Here is a 24,180-nt window from a genome sequence, read left to right as displayed (position 1 = left end):
GGCCATAATAATGAATAAAAACCAAATCAGTGCCGGGATCTGTCGCGCGTTAGTGCTGGGCGGGACAATCGCCTTATCTCTGCCGCTTCAGGCAGCGGAGAGCAGCAATCCTGCGCTGCAGGCGTTATTTGATCAGGCAACCTACTGGCATCAAAAAGCGCACGATGATCTGGCGAAGGCGTCCCTGCAGAAAGTGTTAATGGTGGAGCCTGATAACACCCAGGCACTTTACCTGCTGGCGCTCTATTCTCAGCAAAGTGGCGATAATGCGGGCGCGATGCAGTACCGTGCGCGCCTCAGCCAGGTTTCGCCCAACGATCCGCACCTGGCTGAACTGGATAACGCTCGCCAGCTGCAAAGCATTCCTCAGGCACAGCTCTCCCTGGCTCGCCAGCAGGCGCGGAGTGGCAATATCGCGGCGGCCTTGCAAACCTGGCGCAATACCTTTAGCGGCAATGAGCCGCCCCCCAGCGTTGCTGCGGAATATTACCTGACCATGGCGGGTGACCGTGCCCTGCTGCCGCAGGCGATTGAAGCATTGCGCCAGTTTTCGGCTCAGCATCCGCAGGATATGGGGGCCAGACTGGCGCTGGGAAAAGCACTGACATATCAGGATTCAACCCGACGTGAAGGGATTGAGCTGCTCAGTACACTGGCCAGCGGCAATCAGGATGCCGATCGCTCTCTTCGCCAGGCACTTTTATGGCTGGGGCCCCAGGCTTCAGATGCGCCGCTTTACCAAACCTGGCAGCAGCGTCATCCCCAGGATACTGCGGTGATGGACTATTACCGTAAAAATGTCGGCGGCGCGGAGAAGGGGGCAGGTTTTAGCGCGCTGAACAGCGGTGATGTGAACAGCGCAGAAACCAGTTTTGGCAAAGTGCTGCAGGCGAACCCCCAGGATGCGGATGCGCTGGCTGGCATGGGTTATGTGGCTCAACGAGAAGGCCGTTATCAGGAGGCGGCGGACTACTTGCAGCGCGCGGCACAACTGGGCGGCGATCAGAGCGCCGATCGGCAGAAGCAGGCTGCTGATGCGCGTTTTTATGCCCAGTTAGCCAACGCCCAACAGGCATTTAAAAACGGTGACAGTGCGCAGGCACTGGCAATCAGCGCCCCCCTTACTCAGGCGGAAGGCGAAAAAGGCGTGGCAGCAGGCTTATTCCGCGCTGATGTGTTACGTCGAAGCAATCAACCTGAGCAGGCTGAGCAGGCTTATCGCACGATCTTAAAAAACGATCCGGATAACCGCAATGCGCGCGAAGGGCTGTTCTATGTGTTACGCCAGCAGAATCGCACTGCGGAGGCCAATACATTACTGGCTTCGCTGCCAGAAAGCGTCAGACAAAGTGTGGCGCCGCGTGGCAGCAGCGTCGATCCTGTTCGCCAGTTGGCGAAGCGGCAGGTGGCAGCGGGCAACATCAGTGCGGCTATCGCCACCTTGCAGCAGGGCATTCAGCGCTATCCGCAGGATGGCTGGTTACGCCTTGATCTGGCGCGACTTTATCGGCAGCAAGGTGATTCAATCCAGGCAGCGAGCGTGATGCAGCCAGTGATGCGCGACGGCGCCAGCACGGCTGAGCTTTATGCCGGTGCGTTAAACGCCAGCGAAAGTGGTGCCTGGCAGCAGGCAAGCGCATTGCTGGCCCGTATTCCCGCCAGTGCACAAACGCGTGATATGCGGGAACTGGCACAGCGGGTAAATTTTAATCTGCAAATGGCCACGGCCGATCAGTATCTGGCTCAAGGATCTGATGCGGCAGCGGCGAATACGTTAAAAGCCCTTGCCGTCAACCCGCCGGATAATCCGGTTGATGCGGGAAATCTGGCACAGAAACTGGCAAAAGCAGGCGATCTTGCCGGTGCCGTAGCGGTCGTGCGTGGCAATATGCAACGGGGTGTTCAGGGCAATGCCGGTGACTATGCTGCACAGGTGGCCGTGCTGAACCAGGCCGGACTTGAGAGTGAAGCACAACGTTTTCTGAGCACGCCTGCGCTGCAGGCACGCAGTACGCCTAAGCAACTGGCCGACTTGCGTGAAGGCTATTTGATTAACGAGGTGGATCGTCTGCGTCAGCAGAAACAGTACGCCGCCGCGTACGATAAGTTAATTGGCGCGCTGCAGCGCGATCCACAAAACCGCGATTTAATGTTTGCCATGGCCCGTCTCTATCAGGACGGCAAAATGAATAAAGACGCGGGCGTCGTCTATGACTACTTAATGACGCAGGATACGCCGTCGCAGGACGCGCGCGTTGGCGCGATCAATGTTGCCCTGGCGCAAAACGATGTGCAGCGTGCCAATGAACTGGCCCGTGGCCTGACGCCCGACCCGACGCCGCAACGTCAGTTGCTCCTCGCGCAGGTGGCAGAAGCCAATGGCGACCATAGCCAGGCCATGCGTTATCTGCGAACGGCGCGGGGACAAATTATCGGTCTGCAAGGTGCGCAGCCCGGCACCACGCCAACCATCGGCGGACTGGCACTCGCCGACAACCCATTTGTGAACCGCAGCACCTCGCCTGTTGGGCGCACGCCGTCGACGTATGGCACGGTATTGCCCTGGCAGGTTGCGCCGGCCTCATCAGGCACATCGCCGGATGCCACCGTGGCCAGTACGACGAATGTTCCCTCTCAGCAGGCTCAGACGTTACATGATATTGATGCCATGATGGAAACCCTCCAGGAAAAAACGGGCACCTGGGCACAGGGCACGGTACAGGTACGCGGACGTGACGGTGAGTCGGGCCTGAGTCAGCTGACGGAAGCGAAAGCTCCACTCACTTTCTCAACTGTGCCGTTCGGCGACGCACGGTTCGACTTTACCATGACGCCAGTGTCACTGACGGCGGGCAGCGCTGCGGGCGATGCATGGCGGCGTTTCGGCACCAACGCGCTGGAACAAGGCAAAGTGGTGGCGGCCAATGGCGCAAAAGTGGACGACGTGCCGACGGCCTCGACCAATTCGCAAACGGCCTCAGGGGTTGAGCTAAGCCTGGCGCTTAAGGGCGACAGCTACAAAGTGGATTTAGGCAGTACGCCGCTGGGCCAGGACCTGAATACGCTGGTCGGTGGTGTGCAGTGGTCGCCCAAAATCACGGACTTCCTGACGCTTATCCTGACCGGGGAACGGCGTGCGATTACTGACAGTCTGCTGTCCTATGTCGGGACTGAAGATAAATCCAGCGGCAAGCGTTGGGGGAACGTCACCAAAAACGGCGGTAATGCCTTACTGAGCTACGATAATGGCGACGCCGGCATGTATGTCGGGGCTGGCGCTTACAGCTATGTAGGTGAAAACGTAGCCAGTAACAACAACCTGCAAGCCAATGCGGGCGTCTATGTTCGTCCATTCCATGCTGACGATCGTGAACTTAAAGTCGGTATGAGTTTATCGTGGATGGATTTCTCAAAAAATCTCAGCTACTTCAGCTACGGACAGGGTGGCTATTTTAGCCCGCAGGATTATGCGTCCATCTCCTTCCCGATCGACTTCACGCGCACCTTCGATGACCTGAAGGTGAATATTGGCGGCGCGTTGGGTTACCAGAGTTACAGCCAGGATAAGAGTGCGTACTTCCCGAACGATCCGTCCCGTCAGGCACAGCTGGAAGCGCTGGCCGCCAACGGGCATGTCAAAAGCGCCTTCTACGAGGGCAACAGTAAAAACGGTGTAGGTTACAACCTGCATGCAGGTGCCGATTATAAAATCGATAAAGATGTCACGATTGGCGGGCAACTGGGTTATGACACCTTTGGTGATTATAACGAAAGCAGCGCGCAGCTCTATTTCCGCTACCTGTTCGGAGACAACTAATGAGTGAAGCTTTGAGTGGGCCGAGCCACCCACATCAGCCTGGCTGGTTTGATCTGGTCAGCGTTCTGGTCGAAGGCATGATTGCCAACGCGGGCCAGGAGCAGGCCACGGCTTTTTTATATAACATGGGTGAATCACTTGCGGCACGTTATGCGTTGCCCGCAGCCCGTACCGTGCAGGATCTGGAGCGTGAATGTAACCTGCAACTGGCCCGCTTCAACTGGGGGTTTGTTCAGTTACAGCCACAGGATAATGCCATCTTAATTAAGCACCACGCTGCACCCGCAGGCGACAGTTATCAGCCTGTCGCCGACTGGCAGACGGCATTTGCTGCCATTCTCGCGGGGCTTTTCTCCGGCTGGCTTCAGGGACAGGGCGGCAGTAAAGCCGTACCGGTGACGCTGGAGCTTAATGACGGCAATACGTTGCATTTCCGATATCAATAAGGTGCTCTGATGAGACTTAAGTCAGTGTGGTCAGGAATTCTGGTCTGTTTTATGGTGATGTTTTTTAGTGCTCAGGCGATGGCCAACGGGTGGGATACCTACAAAAGCCGCTTCCTGCAGTCAGACGGGCGCATTATTGATACGGGAAATAATAATGTCAGCCATACCGAAGGGCAGGGTTACGGCATGTTGCTGGCGGTCGCTTACGATGACCGCGCGGCTTTTGACCGGCTCTGGAAATGGACGCGCACCACGTTGCGAAATCCGCAAAACGATCTGTTCTACTGGCGCTATATTCCCGGAGCACAGGATCCGGTAGCGGATAAAAACAATGCTTCTGATGGCGATGTGTTAATTGCCTGGGCGTTACAGCGTGCGGCGCAAAAGTGGAACGTCGCAGATTACCAACAGGAATCAGACCGCATTCAGCGTGCCATTGTAAAACTGGATGTGGCGAATTTCGGCGGTTACACCGTGTTGATGCCCGGTGCGCAGGGTTTCAACAAAAACAGCTATGTGGTGCTGAACCCGTCTTATTTTCTGTTTGTTGCCTGGCAGGAGTTTGGCCAGCGTAGCCATCTACAGGTATGGAATAAGCTGATTGACGGTGGAATGGCCTTGCTGGGCAAAATGCATTTCGGCAACAGCGACCTGCCGCTGGACTGGGTAGCGCTGAATGCGGATGGTTCCGTTGCGCCAGCGGTGGGCTATTCAAACCGATTCAGTTATGACGCGATTCGCGTCCCGCTCAACATCTGGTGGTACGATCCGCAAAGCCTGGCGCTGGGCCCCTTTCAGCGCCTCTGGCAAGGTTATAGTCGCACGAATACGCCAGCCTGGTTTGATGTTCTGGCCAATACGGCGGCCCCTTATAATATGGACGGCGGCTTACTGGCGGTACGGGATTTGGTGCTGAACCAAACCGGCTACCTGAGCGACAAGCTGTCGCCCGGGCAGAACTACTTTTCTGCCAGCCTCCAGTTGCTGACCTGGACAGCCTGGCAGGAGAAGCACTAAGCGCCTGATGCCCGCTCTGCGGCATGCTGTTCCGGCATGCCGCTTTTCTTGTGGTCACTGACGTGACCGCAATTCCGATTCGTCTGCTTCCGCCCCCTTAAGCCACAAATACATCTTGCGATAGGATATACTTGACGCGCTTTTCTTTTCTGATGTCTACGCTCGTCACGAGCCGGGAGTGAATTTTTGCGCGTAAGCCGATCGCTGACGATAAAACAGATGGCGACAGTCTCGCTGATTGCGACAGTGACCATCAGCATTTTTATCGTTATCCAACTGTTTCATTTTGTGCAACAGCGCAGAATCGACTACGCCCAGCAGATGGAGAATATCGCGCATACCGTGCGTCAGCCGCTGTCTGAAGCGGTGCTGAAAGCGGACATCCCTCAGGCTGAACGCATTCTTAATTCGTTAAAACCTGCCGGGATTTTGTCGCGTGCTGATGTGGTGCTGCCGAATGCGTTCCAGGCGCTGCATGCGAACTTCGAAAACGAGAAACCCGTTCCCAGACTGATCGCCAGGATCTTTGAACTGCCGGTGCAAATCACCTTACCGCTCTACTCTGTTGAGCATACCGGTTTACCGAAGCCGCTGGCTTATCTGGTACTGCAGGCGAATTCATTTCGTGTTTACCAGTTTATTCTGAGCACGTTCTCCACGATGATCATCACCTATTTGCTTCTGGCACTCATCCTGTCCGTTTCAATTAGCTGGTGTATAAACCGGTTGGTGGTGCATCCGCTGCGCCGTATCTCCCGTGAAATACAGGAACTGCCACCGCAGGCGATTCTGACCCACAAACTGTCTGTGCCAGCCGATCACCGTGACGATGAAATCGGTATGCTGATTCGCAGCTATAACCGCAACCAGCAGGTGCTTGAGTCCATTCATGATCAGATGAGTCGGTTAACAACGCATTTCGACGTCACCGATCTGCCGAATCGGGCGCTGTTTTTAGCTTTACTGGAACAGTTTATCCGCGCTCGTCGCCATGCTTTTAGTGTGATGGTGATACGCATCGAAACCCTGCAGGAAGCGAATGGTGTACTGAGTGATGAACAGCGCGATACGTTGATGCTGACGCTGGCCGAGAAAATTCGCAGCACCATTGATGATCAGACATTGCTGGCACAGACTGCTACCAGTGATTTTGTCTTACTGATGAAATCAGCCAGCAACCCCTTTCGCGCGATGCGGCTGGCCCGCAATCTGATGATTCGCCTTAATCAGCCTGTCACTCTGCATCAGCTACAACTGCGACCCAATGCCAGTATCGGTCTGGCGTTAAGCGAAGAAGATGAAACGACGGGGGCTAATGAGATGCTGGATCGTGCGACCTCCGCAATGATGTCAGCCCGTCGTCAGGGCAAAAATCAGATCCTGTTTTTTGATGCCGCCCTCACCGAACGGGCGCAAAAGCGCTTAACTCAGGAACACGATATCTTACAGGGCTTGCACGACGAGCAGTTTGCCCTCTATTTGCAACCCCAGATTGATATGCGCACCGGCAGGCTGGCGGGTGCGGAGGCACTACTGCGTATGCGTCAGGCGGACGGCCGGTACGGATTACCCGAAGAGTTCATCGCCAGCGCGGAAGAAATCGGGGTGATTTCAGCGATTGGCCGCTGGGTATTTGAAGAAGCATGCCGCATTCTGGCTGGCTGGCAGCGCCATGGGGTGAGGGTCCCGCTGAGTATCAATATTTCTGCCGTTCAGTTACGCGATGTCAGCATTGTGAATCATCTGCAATCCTTGCTGGCGCGCCATTCAATTGCGCCAGGCACATTAGTGCTGGAGATTACCGAAACCGCGCAAATGGGCGATGCTGAGCAGGCTATTTCCCTGCTGCGGATGTTGCAAAAAACCGGCGTTGCCGTTGCACTGGATGACTTTGGGATGGGCTATTCCAATCTTAACTACCTGCATCAGTTTAAAGCCTTACCGGTTAACAAACTGAAAATGGATCGCAGCTTTGTTGCCGCGTTGCCTGAGGACGACACGATGGTGCGTATCGTGGCGGCCATTGCTGACATTATTGACCTGGATGTCATTGCTGAAGGGGTGGAAACCAGTGAACAGCGTGACTGGCTGCTGGCCCGCGGTATCACGATTGGTCAGGGCTATCTTTATTCTGAAGCCGTGCCGCTGGCGCAATTTACTCATCAATGGCTGGATAATGCCCTGGAGGAGGAATAACGCCCTGATTCCTTGATTTTGCGAGAAATTTAGTTACAAAACCCCTTGCTGAAGCGTTTCAGTTCAGAATTACGCGCCTATCATTTCCCCTGACTTTGCAGCCCTGTATTAATCACGTAAACAGAGTGTTATTTTCTGTCCACTGCCTGACCTGCCAGCCCTGTCAGACAGTCACAATAAAAAATCCGACAACATTACCTCTCGTTAGTGGATACCTGTTTATGAAACTATTTAAAAGCCTTTATTTCCAGGTTCTGGTCGCCATCGCCATCGGCGTGCTTCTGGGCCATTTCTATCCTGATTTAGGGACGCAGATGAAGCCGCTAGGGGATGGCTTTGTTAAACTGATCAAGATGATCATCGCCCCCGTGATTTTCTGCACAGTCGTTACCGGTATTGCCGGAATGGAAAGCATGAAAGCCGTGGGTCGCACCGGTGCGGTTGCGCTGCTTTACTTTGAAATCGTCAGTACCCTTGCGCTGATTATCGGCCTGATCGTCGTTAACGTTGTGCAACCTGGCGCGGGAATGAACGTTGATCCTGCGACGCTGGATGCCAAAGCGGTTGCCATCTATGCGCAACAGGCTGAGCAGCAAGGCATTGTGGCCTTTTTACTGGATGTGATTCCGGGTAGCGTGATTGGCGCCTTCGCCAGTGGCAATATCCTGCAGGTATTACTGTTTGCCGTGCTGTTTGGCTTCGCATTGCATCGTCTGGGCAACACGGGCACATTGATTTTCAATGTGATCGAGAGCTTCTCAAAGGTCATTTTCGGCATCATCAATATGATTATGCGCCTGGCGCCTATCGGGGCCTTTGGTGCCATGGCCTTTACCATTGGTAAATATGGCGTAGGTTCACTGGTGCAGCTTGGCCAGCTCATTATCTGTTTCTATATTACCTGTGTGCTGTTTGTCGTCGTTGTGCTGGGGCTGATTGCCCGCCTCTTCGGTGGCTTTAGCATCTTCAAATTCATTGCCTACATTAAAGAAGAACTGCTGATTGTTCTGGGAACGTCCTCATCCGAATCGGCGCTGCCGCGTATGCTGGATAAGATGGAGCGGCTGGGTTGTAAGAAATCCGTGGTGGGACTGGTCATTCCCACAGGTTACTCCTTTAACCTGGACGGTACCTCTATCTACCTGACGATGGCGGCTGTTTTCATTGCTCAGGCAACAAATGCGCATATGGATATCTTCCATCAGGTTACCCTGCTGGTGGTATTACTGCTCTCTTCTAAAGGGGCGGCGGGCGTTACAGGCAGCGGCTTTATTGTTCTGGCTGCAACACTGTCGGCAGTGGGACATTTACCCGTCGCCGGCCTGGCGCTGATTTTGGGTATCGACCGCTTTATGTCAGAAGCCCGTGCGCTGACGAACCTGGTAGGTAATGGCGTAGCAACCGTTGTGGTCGCGAAATGGGTTGATCAACTGGATAAAAAACAGTTGGGTGAGACATTAGCGGGCAAAAATGGCGCAAAAGACCCGTCTGAATCCACGATTTAATCCTTGAATGTGATTTAATCCTCTCAAATGCCCGCTGTCACTTGCCCTGACAGCGGGCATTTGGATAATAACCCCACTTGTTTTTTTTCAACGTTTTTCACTTCGTTGCGTGACATCCCGGTCTTCCTGTGGTCAAACCTGTTGTTAATGATCGGCAGCGCGAATCGGCAATGACCGGTTCGCTTATAAACGCGGCTAAACGTGCCAGTGATAACGATTTTTTGAATTGTTTGAGTAGGGGTTCACATGCAGGGCACCAGAATTCGGCTTTTGGTTGGTGGACTAGTGCTGGCAGCGACCAGTTACGGTGCATCCGCTGAAACGCTGCAACCTGATCCAGCCTGGCAACAGGGAAAACTGGACAACGGATTTAGCTGGCAACTGTTGGCAACACCGCAACGGCCAAGCGACCGCATTGAATTGCGTATGGTGGTTAACACAGGCTCACTGGTAGAAAGTGCGCAGCAAACCGGTTTTAGCCACCTTTTGTCACGTCTGGCGCTGGTTCATAACACCGCACTGGATACAAATCAGCAGCGTGCTTTATGGCAGCAGGGCATCGATCCACAGCGCCCGTTACCGCCCGTCATCACATCGTATGATTACACGCAATATAACTTAAGCTTACCCAATAACCGTCCAGACCTGTTAAAGGAAGCCCTGAACTGGCTGGCCGCGACGGCTGGCGATATGGCGATCACTAATCAGGTGGTGGACACCGCGTTATCTGCTTCCGATCCGGTTAAAACCTGGCCAACGGATACGCAGGATGTCTGGTGGCGCTACAGACTGAAAGGGTCCGCGCTATTAGCGCACGATCCGGCAGAGAAACCGCGCGCGCCGGTGGATATCGCACAGCTAAAAAGCTTTTATCAGCAGTGGTACACGCCGGATGCCATCACTCTGTATGTGGTCGGCAATGTCGACAGCCGTAGTTTTTCTGAGCAGATCAATAAAGCGTTCTCCTCGCTGGAAGGCAAGCGCAGTTCGGCTGCGCCGGTGCCGACCTTGTCTCCGTTACCGCATGATCCAGTGAATCTGGTAAGCGGCAGCGGCGCGCAGGACCGTCTTTCTCTGGTGTGGGATACACCCTGGCAGCCTATCCGTGATTCACAAAACCTCCAGCGTTACTGGCGGGGCGACCTGGCGCGTGAGGCGCTGTTCTGGCACGTTCAACGTGCGTTGAGCAACAGCAAAGCGCAGGGCGTTCAGGTTGGCTTTGATTGCCGGGTGCTTTATCAACGCGCCCAGTGTTCCATTAATATGGACACGCGCAACGACAGCCTGGAACAGAATATGAATCTGGTGGCACGTGAGCTGGCCGCCGTACGCGATAACGGTTTGCCTCAGGAAGAGTTTGACGCGCTGATGGCTCAGAAGCTGCTGGAACTGAATAAGCTGTTTACCACCTATGCTCGCACTGATACGGACGTGCTGATCAGTCAGCGCCTGCGCTCGCAACGTAATTCTGTGGTGGATATCGCGCCGGAACAGTATCAAAAGTTGCGGCAGGATTTCCTGGCAGGTCTGACACGTGATCAGATGAATCAGGAATTACGGCAGCAGCTCAGTCAGGAACTCATGATGGTGCTGATTCAGCCGGAAGGCGAAACAGAAACCAATGTGAAAAGCCTTAAAGCTGACTGGGACAAACTGATGGGGGAACCTGCTCCGTCGGCAGCGCAGTCAGGCGGCACTGACGTCAGCCAGCCGGAGAGCAGCCCCGCAGGTGACGCTGCCCCACCGGCCTCCTGATTGATCAGGTTTTTGCCCTGAGCCATTCGGTCACCAGCATCGGCCAACTGGCAAGGGGCAAATCCGCTACACCACGAATGCCGAAGCCGTGCCCGCCTTTCTGATAAAAATGCACTTCCACGGGGACGTTATGTTCCCGTAACGCGCTAAAAAATACCATGCTGTTATTCACTGGCACGTCATCATCATCGGCGGCATGAATCAGCAACGTAGGCGGCACCTGACTGTGAACCCGGGTCTCGAGTGAATAAGCATCAATAGTTTTTTGATCGGGCCAGGCACCTAATAAGCGTGTGCGTGATCCTTCATGGGCCAGACCATCGCGCATACTGATGACCGGATAAACCAGAACCATTGCATCCGGCCGAGGCGACAGGTTTTCTGCACTGTCCTGAACGGGATAAAGTTTTTCGCCGAAACGCGTACCCAGGCTCGCGGTGACGTGGCCGCCAGCAGAAAAGCCCATCATCACAATATATTTTCCGTTTAGCCCGCGCTGTGCCCGTTCACGTAGTACGCGCACGGCGCGCTGTGCGTCGGCCAGCGGTGCATCTGGTCCTTCGTGATGTCCATCATAGGGCAGGCGATAAGTCATTACCGCCAGGGTATAACCCATCGAAGTAAAGAACGTTGCCAGCGCACTGCCTTCACGATCAATCATGATGCGCTGGTAGCCGCCCCCTGGCGCAACCAGCAAGGTGATGCCATTGGATTCAACAGGATGCCAGATAGCCATTTCCGGGCAGCGTACACCGGTTGCTACGCGATCGTAGGGTTCATACTCTTTTGCGGTATCCACAATCTGGGGCTGAGCACGAGAATCGCTGGCGCCTGGCGCATCACCATTTGGCCAGATATTAATAATTTCTGTATTCATAGCAGTGTCCTGATGCGAGAGATGTTGTCGTTGTTTTGTTCGCGGCCGTGAGAACAGCATCCTGCTGTCGCTGTTTAAAAGATGGCCTGTTTTAATGTAATCGTCCAACTTAAAAGCGGTTTATACATGAGATTCGGACTATGCCTGGCGTTGAAGCTGTCTGGCTAACTTAATAATTTAAAAGGAATAAAATCGCATTAAGATTAGAAACTGTTAACAGATGAGGGCCAGAGGCGACGGCGTTAAAACGGCTGAGCTGACTTAAGCTAAATGAGCGGTTTTTCATGTTGCCCTGACGGAAATAGCAGGAATTTATTCCCCAGTGATGTTTCAGGAAACATAATGTCTGGATGCCGGACGGTACGATGCCATTGCGGCTCAATATATCGTCCCGCTTCATGGGGGCTTATTAATCGTCAGCGTATCCTGACCGTCAACTTTCCAGAAGGCGGTCCAGGTGACGTTTCAGTAACAGCCCTCCGGATCACGGAACTGTCCCCTTGATTTACCTTCGTGAACAGTTTTGGCGGCTTTACTACGGTGTCCCACGGTTTTCTGCCAGCGCTGTTAGCGCATCGACGTCATTCTGCGCCTTTGCCTTGATGGCAAAAGCCATGCCTTTGAAGCTGCCTTCAGCGAGCGCAGACGGTACCGTATCGTTGAATATCCTTTGCCTGCGGATAACGTCTGGGCTTCGTACCGCGGTTTTTGAAAAACAGGATGGGGGGATTTGGCTCAATAATCTGCGTCTTACACCCACTCGCTTTGTAAAAGCCTGACGCTTTTTCCCTGTCGCGTATACCAGACAGACCAGATTAATGTGCTTCGTATCCACCCCCGTTTTCCTTCAGGCACAGACATGCTGCCTGTACCGGTGTCCCCGTGATGAGCGACTGGCAATCATTCCGGCATTGCCGAACGCGGAATGATCGCACCGCGGTACTGAATCACTGTGCTGGCGGTGAGATGACCGCGCCGTGCCGCTTCTTCTGCCGTCGCGCCGACAAGTCGCCTGGCCAGGTAGCCCGCACTGAATGAATCGCCGGCGGCCGTGGTATCGACAATCTTTTCTTTTGGCAGTGCGACGGAAGGCACCTCGGCCAATGGCTGGTCTTCAAACGCAATCAGGCACGATTCTGCCCCGCGTTTGATGACGACTTCCTTTACGCCCGCATCACGTGCGCGGGCAATGACGTCCTCAACAGACTGTTCGCCCCATAACTGGTGCTCGTCATCCAGCGTCAGGAACGCCATATCCGTGTTTTCGAGCATTGTCTGGTAAGCCTGGCGAGTAGTGACCTTATCTTTCCACAAGCGCGGGCGGTAATTATTATCAAATATCACTTTCCCCCCGTTTGCCCGACAGTCTGCGAGCAGTTGCATGAGCCGGGCGCGACTGTCGTCAGGCAGGATAGCCAGGCTGATTCCGCTCAGATAAAGATAGTCGTAATGTTTAAGCTGTTGGCAAATGTCGTCGGCACCCGGGCCATCAAGCCAGTAACGGGCTGCCGCATCACTGCGCCAGTACCAAAAGGAGCGTTCGCCCTGATCGTCGGTTTGGATCATGTACAAACCCGGCATTTTGTTTTCAAGGCGCTGGATCAGTGCAGTATTGACGTTTTCCGCCTGCCAGCGAGTCATCATCTCTGCGCTAAAGGGATCAATGCCCAGTGCGGTGACATAATCAACCCGTACATCCTGTTGACTGACCTGCCGGGCCAGATAAACCGCAGTATTCAGCGTGTCACCGCCAAAGCCGCGTTTGAGGTTCTCACCCTTCTCGGACAACTCAATCATGCACTCACCAATAATAGCGATCTTTATCTGCGTCATGGTTTCAGGCCTGTAGTAAAAGTTCGCTTCAGTCTCGCGTTTGTAAGGCCTGTCGTCAACTTTTTAAAACAGTGTTTTAATTTAATTTAGGGCGCTAAAACATGATAATTAACCCGATAACGCGCCCTGTTTCGGCGATTGTCGTGTCAAAACTCGCGTAGACTCGTGGCTCCTATGTGGCCAGATTTTCACTATGTATCGAAATACAAACGATAATTGCCGCTAAGCCGCCCAAATGAAGGCGCTTACTATCAACCAGGAAAAGACCATGGTTATGGAGAATATTAGTCAATGGCTACCTTCTTCAGTTGACATCACTCCCCAGCAGAAAAAGCGCCTCTTCTGGCGACAGTGTCAACGCCAGTATACCTTTCAGCCTATCTACAAAGTCTCTGGGCGGCTGTTGGCGATTGAGTTGCTGACGGCGGTCATGCATCCGTCTGAACCTGAAAAAAAACTCTCCCCGGAAGCGTATTTTGCTGAGCTGGAGGTAGCAGAGCGCCTTGACGTTGTGCAGGAGCAGTTAACGTTGCTTAGCCAGTGGGAAGCTTTCTTTGCCGATAATGAGGTCATGGCATCAGTCAATATTGACGGCCCCTCTCTGTCATTAATACAACATCATCTGCCGATTCGCAGCCTTATCACCCGATTGCCCTGGGTGCGCTTTGAACTGACCGAGCACCACGTTTTGCCTCAGGAAGAGATGGTGGCGCAAATGCCGGAGTTGGGGCCGCTCTGGCTGGATGATTTCGGCTCAGGGATGGCAAATTTTTCTGCCCTGACGGAGCTGAAATACGACTACATCAAGTTGTCGCGCGAATTGTTTATTTTGTTGTGTGCATCGGGGGAAGGGCGAACACTCTTTCCTATGCTGTTGTCGCTGATTAACCGCTACTGTAACGGCGTTATTGTTGAAGGCGTGGAAACGCAGGATGAATGGGAGCAGGTAAAAGCCTCTCCGGCCATTGCGGCGCAGGGATATTTTTTCTCACGCCCCGCCCCTTTTTCGGAACTGGCGTACCTGCCTGTCCAGCTTGATTGATCCCTTCCGGCTCGCTCTCGACTATCTTTAACGGAGACCGTGAAAGAGCAGGGAGGATGCCTAATGTCACGCGCTGGAAAAATAGTCAGTTGGATAGCGGGAATTTTAGTCCTGGTGATCGTCGTCGTGGTCATTGTCATTGCCACATTCGACTGGAATCGCCTGAAGCCGACCATCAACAAAAAAGTCTCAGCAGAACTGAACCGACCTTTTGCCATTCGTGGTGATTTGGGTATCGCGTGGCAACGACAACGCGACGAACCGGGATGGCGCAGTTTTATCCCCTGGCCGCATCTGCATGCCGAAGACATCATGCTGGGCAATCCGCCTGATATTCCCGATGTCACTATGATTCATCTCCAGCGCGTCGACGCAACGCTTGCGCCGCTGGCACTGCTGCACAAACAAGTCTTTATCCCCTGGATAAAGCTACAGCAGCCGGATGCCCGGTTGATTCAAACCGCCGACAAGAAAAACAACTGGACGTTTACGCTCGCTGAAAGTGACAGCAAAGATGACAATGCACCGCCTTCCGCCTGGTCATTTCGGCTGGACAATATTCTGTTCGATCAGGGAACCCTGCTTTATCGCGATGCGGTTAACAAGGCTGATGTCACTGTAAAACTCAATTCGCTTGGCAAACCTGTGCCTTTCGCGCAAATCGCGGGTGGAGACGACAGCCAAAAAGGGGCGGGCGACTTTGTTTTCGGCTGGCAGGCCGAAGGGCGCTATAACAATGAAAAACTCACGGGCCAGGGTAAGCTCGGCGGCATGTTATCACTGCGAAGCCAGACGACACCGTTCCCGGTGCAGGCGGATGTCCGTAACGGTACTACACGGGTACAGCTTTCTGGCGGTGTGCAGGATCCGTTAAATCTGGGCGGACTGGATGTGCGTTTGCGTTTTTCTGGCGACACGCTGGCGAATCTGTATGGCCTGACGGGCGTGTTATTACCGGATACGCCGCCCTATGAAACAGATGGTCGCCTTATTGCTAAATTCACTGGTAAAGACGGGTCTGTTTTCCGCTATCAGGCATTCAATGGGCACATTGGCGATAGCGATATTCATGGCTCCCTGACCTACAGCCAGGGCAAACCTCGCCCTAAACTGGTGGGGGAACTGCGATCTGACCAATTGCGTATGGCAGATTTGGGGCCGCTTATTGGCGTTGACTCCGGCAAAGGCAGTGAGAAAACGCAACAGGCTAAGGCAAAGCGCGGCGAAAAATCGACACAGCCTGCCGATCGTGTTTTGCCTCATGATCAATTCGATACGAAAAACTGGTCGGTGATGGATGCTGACGTGAAGTTCAGTGGTAAACGTATCGAACACAGTAATTCCTTGCCGTTAAGCGATCTTTACACGCATTTGCAGCTTGATAACGGTAATCTACTGCTCGATCCGCTGCGTTTTGGCATGGCCGGGGGCAACCTGAACAGCACTATTCGTTTAGAAGGCGATCGCTCTCCCATGCGAGGCCGCGCGGATATTCATGCGCGTAAACTTCGCCTGCGCCAGTTGTTTCCCAATGTACAGGCAATGCAAAACAGTCTGGGACAGCTTAACGGTGATGCCAGCTTGACGGGCACGGGCAATTCTGTGGCTGACCTGCTCGCAACCAGTAACGGCCAACTCAAGCTGCTAATGAACGACGGACTGATTAGCCGCAACCTGATGGAGATTGCCGGATTAAATGTCGGTAACTATCTGGTTGGTAAGCTGTTCGGTGATGATGAGGTGCGCATCAACTGTGCGGCAACGGATCTGAAATTGCAAAACGGTCTGGCCACGCCAAACCTGTTTGTGTTCGATACGGAAAATGCGGTCATCAACGTGACGGGAAATGCGAATTTCGCCACTGAACGTCTGGACCTGTCTGTGAATCCAGAGAGTAAAGGCATTCGTATCGTGACCCTGCGCTCACCGCTTTACGTCCGTGGTACGTTTAAAAATCCGGATGCCGGTGTGAAGACCGGGCCACTACTGGCGCGTGGTGCGGCAGCCGTTGCCCTGGGTGCCGTGGTAGCACCGGCGGCGGCCTTACTGGCACTGATTTCCCCCAGCGATAATGATGAAAATCAGTGCAGCCGGATATTGCAGCAGATGAAAAGCAAAAAATAATCAGTTGCGATAGAGCACTTTGATGATGTGGTAACCAAACGCGGTTTTCACCGGCCCAAAGGGTTGTAACAGTGGGCAGGTGAAGGCCGCTTTATCAAATGCAGCTACCATCTTTCCCCGCCGGAATTCACCCAGATCGCCGCCGTTTCGGCCTGAAGGGCAGATGGAGTGTTTTTTAGCAAGCTGCTGGAAATTCTCCCCTTTTTTCAACTTCTCCAGCAAGACTCTCGCCTCTGCCTCCTGTTTCACCAGAATATGTAAAGCCGCGGCAGTTTTCGCCATGATGGTGTCTCTGTTGTGTATAATTGCCCTCCATTATAAACCCGTCTTTTCAAATCGCAGAGACGTTAACGGCACCGCGTTCATGCCGTTGGCACGCGTGTGAGGCGAAGCGGGTATCTTATTCCAACAGAGCGATTCCCTATGCGTTTAAACTCCAGCCAACAACGTGCCGTCGAATTTGTCACCGGTCCCTGTCTGGTGCTGGCGGGGGCTGGCTCGGGTAAAACCCGCGTTATCACCAATAAGATCGCACATCTGATTCGGGAGTGCGGTTACCAGGCGCGCCACATTGCGGCCGTGACGTTCACGAATAAAGCCTCACGTGAAATGAAAGAGCGCGTCGCGCAAACGCTGGGGCGTAAGGAGGCGCGCGGCCTGATGATCTCGACATTCCATACCCTGGGACTGGAGATTATTAAGCGCGAATATGCAGCGCTGGGAATGAAGTCTAACTTTTCCCTGTTCGACGACCAGGATCAACTGGCCCTGCTTAAAGACCTGACCAGCCAGTGGCTGGAAGAGGACAAGACCTTACTGCAGCAGTTGATTTCCACCCTTTCCAACTGGAAAAATGATTTGGTTGATCCGCCCAAGGCGGCGGCATTAGCCCGTTCGGAGCGCGATAACGTTTTCGCGCACTGCTATGCCCTGTATGATCAGCACCTTAAAGCCTGTAATGTGCTGGATTTTGACGACCTGATCTTGTTGCCGACCCTTCTGCTACAGCGTAATCAGGAAGTGCGCGAGCGCTGGCAGCAACGTATTCGCTATCTGCTGGTCGATGAATATCAGGATACCAATACCAGCCAGTACGAACTGGTTAAATTGCTGGTGGGTGCCAGAGCGCGTTTTACTGTCGTTGGCGATGACGATCAGTCGATCTATTCCTGGCGCGGAGCGCGTCCGCAAAATCTGGTCCTGCTGAATGAGGATTTCCCGACGCTGGAAGTGGTGAAGCTTGAGCAGAATTACCGATCTTCACAGCGTATCCTTAAAGCTGCCAATATCCTGATTGCCAACAATCCGCACGTGTTCGAGAAGCGCCTGTTTTCTGAACTGGGTATCGGTAGTGAACTGAAAGTGCTGAGCGCAAACAGTGAAGAACACGAAGCCGAGCGGGTAACGGGTGAACTGATTGCTCATCACTTTATCAATAAAACGCAGTATAAAGATTACGCCATTCTGTACCGGGGGAATCACCAGTCCCGGGTATTCGAAAAATTCTTGATGCAGAACCGTATCCCTTACCGGATTTCAGGTGGCACCTCCTTTTTCTCACGGCCAGAAATAAAAGATCTGTTAGCGTATTTACGCGTACTCACTAACCCCGACGATGACAGCGCCTTTTTACGGATTGTGAATACTCCCCGGCGTGAAATTGGCCCGGCGACGCTGCAAAAACTGGGTGAATGGGCCACTATCCGCAGTAAAAGTCTTTTTAACGCCAGCTTCGATGTGGGACTGGGGCAGACCCTGACCGGCCGCGGTCTTGAGCATCTGCAGCGCTTCACTCACTGGCTCAATGAGATTATCCAGCTCAGTGAGCGGGAACCCGTCAACGCTGTCCGTGATTTGATTCGCGGCATCGATTATGAAAGCTGGCTGTTTGAAACCTCCGGTAGCCCTAAAGCCGCTGAAATGCGCATTAAAAACGTCAATACGCTGTTTCAATGGATGACGGAAATGCTGGAAGGGAGCGATCTGGATGAGCCGATGACGCTGGCCCAGGTCGTCACGCGGTTTACGTTACGCGACATGATGGAGCGCGGCGAAAGTGACGACGAGTCAGACCAGGTGCAGCTGATGACGTTGCATGCGTCTAAAGGGCTGGAATTCCCCTATGTTTTCCTGGTTGGCATGGAAGAAGGATTGCTCCCGCATCAGAGCAGTATTGATGAAAATAACGTTGAAGAAGAGCGCCGTCTGGCCTATGTCGGTATCACCCGTGCGCAGAAAGAGCTGACGTTCACCTTATGCCGTGAGCGCCGTCAGTACGGTGAACTGGTTCGCCCCGAGCCCAGCCGCTTTTTGCTGGAGCTGCCGCAGGATGATGTGGTGTGGGAAACCGAGCGTAAGGTGGTCAGTGCTGAAGAGCGAATGAAAACCGGCCAGAGTCGGGTGGCCGGATTACGGGCGATGCTGGAAAAGGCGAAAAAGGGTTAATGCGCCGATCGGGCGTAACCGCAAGTACTCAGGTCAGCGATAACTGCCAGTGTACATAGGACTGGTAATGACTTTCCTGTTCAAGCAGTTCCGCCCGAAGCGGATGTACATCCAGCCAGCCCGCCGGCAATGTGACATTCAGCGCTTCATCATCGGCCTGCATACGTACGGCAGGCAGGGTGTCATCGCGACGGCGACTGGAAAAGATAATCGACAGGCGCAGCAGGCGACACAGGCGCTCTGCCAGACGCGGCGGTACGGCATTTTGTTGGGTCAGTAACGCAAGATCGATGCTGCCGCTTTGGTTTTGCAGTAAGCAGGCGATCAGCTTTTTTTGCGCGGGCGTAAAACCCGGCAGATCAAGATGGCGAACCAGGTAGGCAGCATGCTGAGGTGCCTGACGGAAATCGACGCTCAGCCCGATTTCGTGGATAGCACAGGCGCTCAGCAGTAATTCCCGACAGCGCTGATCCAGTTTCCAGACCACGCTGACCTGGCGAAAAAAACTTTCAGCCAGCTGACGTACCCGATCGGCCTGGCACACATCGATGTTGAACCTGCGCTGAACATTTTGCAGAGTACGGCTGCGAATATCACGATCAACAGGTAAGTGCAGCATTCCGTACACCAGCCCTTCGCGCAGTGCACCACCGGCCAGCGTCATGCTGTCGATATTGAGTTCCTGAAAAATGGCGATCAGGATTGAGAGCCCACTGGGGAACACAAGCGCACGTTCCAGCGTCAGTCCTTCGATTTCAAGCTCTTCCAGCTTGCCACATTGAATAGCGCGCTGCTTTAACTGCTGGAGTTTGCTCAGGGTGATGCGCTCATCCATGCCCTGTGCCACCATGATTTCCTGTAACGCCTGCACGGTGCCGGATGCACCGACGCAAACCTGCCAGCTCTGTTTGCGCAGTTCTGCCGAAATGGGCTGCAGCATGGCTTTGGCGGCCTGTTCTGCCTGGTCAAAATTTTCCTGCGCCAGGTGACGATCGCCAAAGAAGCGTTCCAGCCAGGTGACACAGCCCATCTGCAAACTAAACAGCACGCTGGCATGGGAGCCGTCACCGGTGGCTAACTCGGTACTGCCGCCGCCGATATCGACAACCAGACGTTGATCGGAGCCGCCGGTGGTGTGCGCCACGCCTTGATAAATCAGACGGGCTTCTTCTTCACCGCTAATCACATTGACGGCGCAGCCCAGAATCTGTTGAGCCTTATCCAGAAAGACCTGTGCATTTGCTGCAATACGCAGCGTAGCCGTCGCCACCACCCGAATCTGGTCAGGCGGAATATCCTGAAGTTGTTCCGAGAAAAGCCGCAAACATTGCCAGCCCCGCGCCATCGCTTCAGCTGACAAATGATTGGCGCTGTCCAGGCCAGCAGCCAGGCGCACCTTGCGTTTGATTTTGGCGATAGTCTGAATACTGCCAGACACTTCGCTGACTACCAGCATGTGGAAGCTGTTAGATCCTAAATCAATCGCAGCATAGAGTGTCGATGCGCTTAGCATGGTGAACTTAACCCGAACGTTTACGGTTGTTATGACGTGGAGCACCGCGACGACTGGCGTTATTTCCGCCACGACGCTGACCGTTGCCTGTACGATTACGCGTCAGACGTTTCGGCGGCGGGAGTTCACTTAACAGCGCATCGCTGTTGTACTTGCTCACCGGAATACTGTGACCAATGTACTCTTCAATACCCGGCAGATTTAACGCGTACTCTTCGCATGCCAGGCTGATTGAGTGGCCGCTTGCCCCTGCGCGTCCTGTACGGCCAATGCGATGAACGTAGTCCTCGCGGTCATCAGGCAGATCGTAGTTAAAGACATGTGTCACTGCGGGAATATGCAGGCCACGTGCCGCAACATCGGTCGCTACCAGGATATCGATGTCACCTTTGGTAAAGTCATCCAGAATGCGTAAACGCTTCTTCTGAGCCACATCACCGGTCAGCAAGCCGACACGGTGACCGTCCGCAGCCAGATGGCCCCAGATATCTTCACAGCGATGTTTCGTATTGGCGAAAATAATCGCGCGATCGGGCCATTCTTCTTCCACCAGCGTTTGCAGCAAACGCATTTTCTCTTCGTTGGAAGGATAGAAAAGCTCTTCTTTAATGCGGTGGCCCGTTTTTTGTTCCGGCTCGACTTCGACGTATTCGGCGCTGTTCATGTGCTCAAAGGCCAGTTCACGCACGCGATACGAGAGCGTGGCCGAAAACAGCATGCTCAGGCGTTGAGTTGCGGGTGGCATGCGGCGGAACAACCAGCGAATATCTTTAATAAAGCCGAGATCGAACATGCGATCGGCTTCGTCCAGCACCATGACCTGTATGGCGCTGAGGTTGACGTGATTCTGCTTCGCATAATCAATTAAGCGACCCGTGGTGCCGACCAGAATATCGACACCGTTTTCCAGAACTTTTAACTGCTTGTCATAGCCGTCGCCACCGTAAGCCAGGCCTAGTTTCAGGCCGGTCGATGCCGCCAGCGGTTCTGCATCCGCATGAATTTGCACGGCAAGTTCACGCGTAGGTGCCAGAATTAACGCGCGTGGTTGGTTAACCTGGCGTCCCTCTGGTGCAGGGTGAGAAAGAAGATGATGAAACGTTGACGTTAAAAACGCCATCGTTTTGCCGGTACCGGTTTGCGCCTGACCTGCGACATCACGCCCTGAAAGCGTAAATGGCAGTGCTAACGCCTGAATAGGCGTGCAGTTATGAAACCCTTTTTTATCAAGGGCTTCCACTACCTGTGGGTGCAGGGCGAAGTCGGAAAACTTCTGTTCAGTTAAGTGTGTTTTGCTCATAGTGTGGTAGAATATCAGCTTACTATCGCTTTACGAAAGCGTATCCGATGAAATAAAGTCAACCAACATTGGTTTATATTACGCCAATTCGCCAGGCATAATCTTGTGGAGTAAAACATGAGCAGCGATAAAATCGTTCATCTGACCGATGACAGTTTCGACACCGACGTGCTGAAAGCCGACGGCGTTATACTGGTAGATTTCTGGGCTGAATGGTGTGGTCCTTGTAAAATGATCGCCCCAATCCTTGATGAAGTTGCAGAAGAGTATGATGGCAAGCTGACCATCGCTAAGCTGAATATTGACGATAACCCAGGTACCGCACCGAAATACGGCATTCGTGGCATCCCGACGCTGCTGCTGTTTAAAAACGGTGAAGTCGCTGCAACGAAAGTGGGCGCATTGTCCAAAGGTCAATTAAAAGAGTTCCTGAACGCCAACCTGGCGTAAGCGGGCTGAACGTTCGGCAGTGGTTAAATTTTTTCCTCCTGCTGGACGTTCGCTTTTAAGCGTGCTAACTTATTTTCACTGCACTATGATCATACCTTGTAGTTAGCATTCAAAGTTTTCCCTTGTTAAACCCTGTCGCACTGTACCTACCAGCGGTTTAGCAATCTAACGACTAGCTCTACTCTGACTTAAATCGACCGACTCCTCGCTTCCAGTCATCATTCAAGACAACGATCGTTGAGAAGAGTTGAAAAGTCATTAACAGAACAGGCATGGATTAACTGCCATACCATTCACGACAAACATTTCGAGTATTACCCCGAGTTTAAGAACCCATCACTATGAATCTTACCGAATTAAAAAATACGCCGGTTTCTGAGCTGATTACCCTCGGCGAGAATATGGGGCTGGAAAACCAGGCTCGTATGCGCAAGCAGGACATTATTTTCTCAATCCTGAAGCAGCACGCGAAAAGCGGCGAGGACATCTTCGGTGATGGTGTGCTGGAGATATTGCAGGATGGATTTGGATTCCTCCGCTCTGGAGACAGCTCCTACCTCGCCGGTCCTGATGATATCTACGTTTCTCCCAGCCAAATTCGCCGCTTTAACCTCCGCACTGGTGACACCATCGCCGGCAAAATCCGCCCACCAAAAGAAGGTGAACGCTATTTTGCGCTGCTGAAAGTTAATGAAGTCAACTACGACAAGCCTGAAAACTCGCGCAACAAAATTCTGTTTGAAAACCTTACGCCGCTGCACGCTAATAGTCGTCTGCGTATGGAGCGCGGTAATGGATCAACCGAAGACTTAACGGCGCGCGTACTGGACCTGGCGTCGCCCATTGGCCGCGGTCAGCGTGGCCTGATTGTTGCTCCGCCAAAAGCCGGTAAAACCATGCTGCTGCAGAACATCGCACAGAGCATTGCCTATAACCATCCTGACTGCGTGCTGATGGTGTTGCTGATCGATGAGCGTCCGGAAGAAGTGACAGAGATGCAACGCCTGGTCAAAGGCGAAGTGATTGCCTCAACCTTCGATGAGCCGGCTTCGCGTCACGTTCAGGTTGCAGAGATGGTGATCGAAAAAGCTAAGCGCCTGGTTGAGCATAAAAAAGACGTCATCATTCTTCTCGACTCCATTACGCGTCTGGCACGTGCCTATAACACCGTGGTGCCGGCCTCCGGTAAAGTGCTGACAGGTGGTGTGGATGCTAACGCCCTGCATCGTCCTAAGCGTTTCTTTGGTGCGGCGCGTAACGTGGAAGAGGGCGGTAGCCTGACCATTATCGCAACTGCGCTGGTGGATACCGGTTCGAAAATGGACGAAGTGATTTACGAAGAGTTTAAAGGCACCGGTAACATGGAGCTTCATCTCTCACGTAAGATTGCGGAAAAACGCGTCTTCCCGGCCATTGATTACAACCGTTCCGGTACACGTAAAGAAGAGCTGTTAACCTCTCAGGAAGAACTGCAGAAAATGTGGATCCTGCGTAAAATTATTCACCCAATGGGCGAAATCGACGCGATGGAGTTCCTGATCAACAAGTTGGCCATGACCAAAACCAACGATGAATTCTTCGACATGATGAAGCGCTCTTGATCCTTTTAAGCGCCATCTGAGCAGGATGGCGTTTTTTACTTTAAAAGATCGTAAAATAGCTCTGACGCCACGTTCTGACGTGGCGTTTTTCATTTACGGGCTATAGGATTGTGGTCTGGCAGACGTAATAATAATGACGGTGAAAGTGGTGGACGGTTGACCGTTCGTACACCGCTTAATGCCGAATTCGGAATCTGGGACGGTAATATGCGCCTTCTTTCGCGTATTGTGTGTATCCAGGATGATAGCTGAGAGCGTT

General features: G+C 53.3%; 17 protein-coding genes. 11 read left to right on the top strand and 6 right to left on the bottom strand.

Annotated features, from left to right (window positions below; translation table 11 throughout):
- Nucleotides 1–10 precede the first annotated feature (10 nt).
- From C7434_RS18910 to C7434_RS18880, 6 genes are all read left to right on the top strand, one after another.
- Nucleotides 11–3,817 (top strand): cellulose biosynthesis protein BcsC, encoded by a 3,807-nt coding sequence (locus tag C7434_RS18910; protein WP_058701523.1) that lies wholly within the window; start codon nt 11–13, stop codon nt 3,815–3,817.
- Nucleotides 3,817–4,263, top strand: coding sequence for a cellulose biosynthesis protein BcsD (gene bcsD, locus C7434_RS18905; RefSeq protein ID WP_033737321.1), 447 nt, complete (start codon nt 3,817–3,819; stop codon nt 4,261–4,263). Before C7434_RS18910 ends, bcsD begins: the two co-directional genes overlap by 1 nt.
- A gap of 9 nt (nt 4,264–4,272) precedes the next feature.
- Nucleotides 4,273–5,280 carry a glycosyl hydrolase family 8 gene (locus C7434_RS18900; protein ID WP_033737323.1) on the top strand — a complete coding sequence of 336 codons (1,008 nt, stop codon included), beginning with the start codon at nt 4,273–4,275 and terminating at the stop codon, nt 5,278–5,280.
- 186 nt (nt 5,281–5,466) lie between these two features.
- Nucleotides 5,467–7,476 (top strand): biofilm formation regulator HmsP, encoded by a 2,010-nt coding sequence (gene hmsP / locus C7434_RS18895; protein WP_033737324.1) that lies wholly within the window; start codon nt 5,467–5,469, stop codon nt 7,474–7,476.
- A gap of 215 nt (nt 7,477–7,691) precedes the next feature.
- Complete coding sequence (locus C7434_RS18890) at nt 7,692–8,981, top strand: dicarboxylate/amino acid:cation symporter (RefSeq protein WP_172677667.1); 1,290 nt, start codon at nt 7,692–7,694, stop codon at nt 8,979–8,981.
- Between the two features lie 246 nt (nt 8,982–9,227).
- Complete coding sequence (locus tag C7434_RS18880) at nt 9,228–10,736, top strand: pitrilysin family protein (protein ID WP_033737328.1); 1,509 nt, start codon at nt 9,228–9,230, stop codon at nt 10,734–10,736.
- Between the two features lie 4 nt (nt 10,737–10,740).
- Here C7434_RS18880 and C7434_RS18875 read toward each other — a convergent pair whose 3' ends face one another.
- The 3 genes from C7434_RS18875 to C7434_RS18865 all read right to left on the bottom strand — a co-directional run bounded on the left by C7434_RS18875 (nt 10,741) and on the right by C7434_RS18865 (nt 13,446).
- Complete coding sequence (locus C7434_RS18875; protein WP_006121422.1) at nt 10,741–11,613, bottom strand: alpha/beta hydrolase; 873 nt, start codon at nt 11,611–11,613, stop codon at nt 10,741–10,743.
- Between the two features lie 535 nt (nt 11,614–12,148).
- Complete coding sequence (locus tag C7434_RS18870) at nt 12,149–12,448, bottom strand: hypothetical protein (RefSeq protein WP_033737332.1); 300 nt, start codon at nt 12,446–12,448, stop codon at nt 12,149–12,151.
- A gap of 65 nt (nt 12,449–12,513) precedes the next feature.
- Complete coding sequence (locus C7434_RS18865) at nt 12,514–13,446, bottom strand: sugar kinase (protein WP_033737334.1); 933 nt, start codon at nt 13,444–13,446, stop codon at nt 12,514–12,516.
- 268 nt (nt 13,447–13,714) lie between these two features.
- Between C7434_RS18865 and pdeH the strand changes: the two genes are divergently transcribed.
- Both pdeH and C7434_RS18855 read left to right on the top strand, forming a co-directional pair.
- Nucleotides 13,715–14,488, top strand: coding sequence for a cyclic-guanylate-specific phosphodiesterase (pdeH, locus tag C7434_RS18860; RefSeq protein ID WP_058701519.1), 774 nt, complete (start codon nt 13,715–13,717; stop codon nt 14,486–14,488).
- A gap of 63 nt (nt 14,489–14,551) precedes the next feature.
- Nucleotides 14,552–16,612 (top strand): AsmA family protein, encoded by a 2,061-nt coding sequence (locus C7434_RS18855; protein WP_133745815.1) that lies wholly within the window; start codon nt 14,552–14,554, stop codon nt 16,610–16,612.
- Here the strand turns inward: C7434_RS18855 and ppiC are convergent, their stop codons facing one another.
- Nucleotides 16,613–16,894: a peptidylprolyl isomerase PpiC gene (ppiC, locus tag C7434_RS18850; protein ID WP_039339212.1), complete on the bottom strand. Its 282-nt coding sequence runs from the start codon at nt 16,892–16,894 to the stop codon at nt 16,613–16,615.
- 141 nt (nt 16,895–17,035) lie between these two features.
- Between ppiC and rep the strand changes: the two genes are divergently transcribed.
- Nucleotides 17,036–19,057 (top strand): DNA helicase Rep, encoded by a 2,022-nt coding sequence (rep, locus tag C7434_RS18845; RefSeq protein WP_133745814.1) that lies wholly within the window; start codon nt 17,036–17,038, stop codon nt 19,055–19,057.
- Between the two features lie 28 nt (nt 19,058–19,085).
- Here the strand turns inward: rep and gppA are convergent, their stop codons facing one another.
- Together gppA and rhlB are read right to left on the bottom strand one after the other, a co-directional pair.
- On the bottom strand, nt 19,086–20,570 hold the full coding sequence (gene gppA / locus C7434_RS18840; protein WP_006121428.1) for a guanosine-5'-triphosphate,3'-diphosphate diphosphatase: 1,485 nt from the start codon (nt 20,568–20,570) through the stop codon (nt 19,086–19,088).
- A gap of 7 nt (nt 20,571–20,577) precedes the next feature.
- On the bottom strand, nt 20,578–21,870 hold the full coding sequence (rhlB, locus tag C7434_RS18835) for an ATP-dependent RNA helicase RhlB (RefSeq protein WP_033737345.1): 1,293 nt from the start codon (nt 21,868–21,870) through the stop codon (nt 20,578–20,580).
- A 117-nt stretch (nt 21,871–21,987) separates the two neighbouring features.
- Here rhlB and trxA point away from each other — a divergent pair, with 117 nt between their 5' ends.
- Nucleotides 21,988–22,320 (top strand): thioredoxin TrxA, encoded by a 333-nt coding sequence (gene trxA / locus C7434_RS18830; protein ID WP_006121430.1) that lies wholly within the window; start codon nt 21,988–21,990, stop codon nt 22,318–22,320.
- A 341-nt stretch (nt 22,321–22,661) separates the two neighbouring features.
- Nucleotides 22,662–23,921: a transcription termination factor Rho gene (gene rho, locus C7434_RS18825; protein WP_006121431.1), complete on the top strand. Its 1,260-nt coding sequence runs from the start codon at nt 22,662–22,664 to the stop codon at nt 23,919–23,921.
- Nucleotides 23,922–24,180: the final 259 nt, after the last annotated feature.

The organism is Pantoea sp. PNA 14-12 (assembly GCF_004364735.1).
Taxonomy (GTDB): domain Bacteria; phylum Pseudomonadota; class Gammaproteobacteria; order Enterobacterales; family Enterobacteriaceae; genus Pantoea; species Pantoea stewartii.
Note: the sequence above shows the minus strand (reverse complement) of the source record. Positions and strands in the feature narration are given on the sequence as shown.

Excerpts from the sequence above, each read along its gene's own strand:
- C7434_RS18855 (WP_133745815.1), top strand. The coding sequence starts at position 14,552 with ATGTCACGCGCTGGAAAAATAGTCAGTTGGATAGCGGGAATTTTAGTC.
- rep (WP_133745814.1), top strand. The coding sequence starts at position 17,036 with ATGCGTTTAAACTCCAGCCAACAACGTGCCGTCGAATTTGTCACCGGT.
- trxA (WP_006121430.1), top strand. The coding sequence starts at position 21,988 with ATGAGCAGCGATAAAATCGTTCATCTGACCGATGACAGTTTCGACACC.
- ppiC (WP_039339212.1), bottom strand. The coding sequence starts at position 16,894 with ATGGCGAAAACTGCCGCGGCTTTACATATTCTGGTGAAACAGGAGGCA.
- C7434_RS18910 (WP_058701523.1), top strand. The coding sequence starts at position 11 with ATGAATAAAAACCAAATCAGTGCCGGGATCTGTCGCGCGTTAGTGCTG.
- C7434_RS18875 (WP_006121422.1), bottom strand. The coding sequence starts at position 11,613 with ATGAATACAGAAATTATTAATATCTGGCCAAATGGTGATGCGCCAGGC.
- C7434_RS18900 (WP_033737323.1), top strand. The coding sequence starts at position 4,273 with ATGAGACTTAAGTCAGTGTGGTCAGGAATTCTGGTCTGTTTTATGGTG.
- bcsD (WP_033737321.1), top strand. The coding sequence starts at position 3,817 with ATGAGTGAAGCTTTGAGTGGGCCGAGCCACCCACATCAGCCTGGCTGG.
- gppA (WP_006121428.1), bottom strand. The coding sequence starts at position 20,570 with ATGCTAAGCGCATCGACACTCTATGCTGCGATTGATTTAGGATCTAAC.
- C7434_RS18880 (WP_033737328.1), top strand. The coding sequence starts at position 9,228 with ATGCAGGGCACCAGAATTCGGCTTTTGGTTGGTGGACTAGTGCTGGCA.
- rho (WP_006121431.1), top strand. The coding sequence starts at position 22,662 with ATGAATCTTACCGAATTAAAAAATACGCCGGTTTCTGAGCTGATTACC.
- C7434_RS18865 (WP_033737334.1), bottom strand. The coding sequence starts at position 13,446 with ATGACGCAGATAAAGATCGCTATTATTGGTGAGTGCATGATTGAGTTG.
- rhlB (WP_033737345.1), bottom strand. The coding sequence starts at position 21,870 with ATGAGCAAAACACACTTAACTGAACAGAAGTTTTCCGACTTCGCCCTG.
- pdeH (WP_058701519.1), top strand. The coding sequence starts at position 13,715 with ATGGTTATGGAGAATATTAGTCAATGGCTACCTTCTTCAGTTGACATC.